1 protein-coding gene is annotated in these 1036 nt (G+C 37.5%); it reads left to right on the top strand.

The genetic code is table 11. From position 1 onward, the window contains the following. Positions 1-47: 47 nt before the first annotated feature. Complete coding sequence (locus tag AC1DPQ_RS28690) at positions 48-1025, top strand: DUF4271 domain-containing protein (protein ID WP_477582971.1); 978 nt, start codon at positions 48-50, stop codon at positions 1023-1025. Positions 1026-1036: the final 11 nt, after the last annotated feature.

The following is a 1036-nucleotide window of genomic DNA, read 5'->3' on the forward strand; positions in this document are numbered from 1 at the left end:
CCATGATTATTCGACTACTTTTGCATCCTTAAGTTTTGATTTACAGCATGCCGAAATTTATTTTCTTTTTGTTCGCGTTTGTGTGGTCTGCTAATCTTGTAGCAGCACAAGAAATTCCTGTTCAAACAGATAGCGTAGCTGTAAATCAATATCAATATCGAAGATACCGGCCCGATTCGGCAACACTCGCCAGACAGAAATTTTCGACCGATTCGCTTGTTCACCATACCTGGGTGCTTCCTGATAGTTTAGTTAACAAGGGGGCTCTGCTTGATACCATCGAAAAGGAATATCTTTTTCCTAAACTCGATCTACTGGCCTGGCAAAAGAAATACCAGCACTTAAAGAAAAAGGCAAATCCCTATCAATTGGGCACAAAAATCCCAAAAGGCAACGTTGGTTTGCTTGGATTTATTTTTGGCATGCTTATCATCTTTGCCATTCTAAAAAATGCTTTTTCGAAACAATTATCGGCAATCGTTCAATCGTTTTTCAGCAACAGGATTTTGAATAATATTAACAAGGAAGATAACCTGTTTAGTTCGTGGCCATTTTTGTTGCTTTTTGTGCAGTTTGGTTTCGTTTTTGGAATGTTCTTTTTTCTGGTAGCGCAGTGGAATGATATGTATCAGGCAAAAGATGGGTTTAAGTTCTTTTTTAGTATATCGATTACTATAATTGTTTTTTATGCCCTCAAACTGGTTCTTTTACGCTTTTTGGGGTATCTGTTTAATGTACAGAAACCGGTGGGCGAATACATCTCAATTTTGTACCTCAGCTACTTCAATGCATCCCTACTATTTATTCCTTTAGTAGTTGCTTTCGCCTTATCGCCACTTAAATACGGCGGGGTGTATATCGTGTTGGCATTCTTACTGTTAGGCATTATTTTTGCTTTTCAGCTATTGCGGGCAGGTATAACGATACTTTCTAATAATAAGTTTTCTAGAATGCATTTATTTTTGTACTTTTGCGCCCTCGAAATATGTCCTATCCTAATACTAATTAAAACGATAGGACTGTAGCAGGAAAAAGG

The sequence above is a fragment of the Pedobacter sp. 01T416_2 genome (assembly GCF_056398925.1).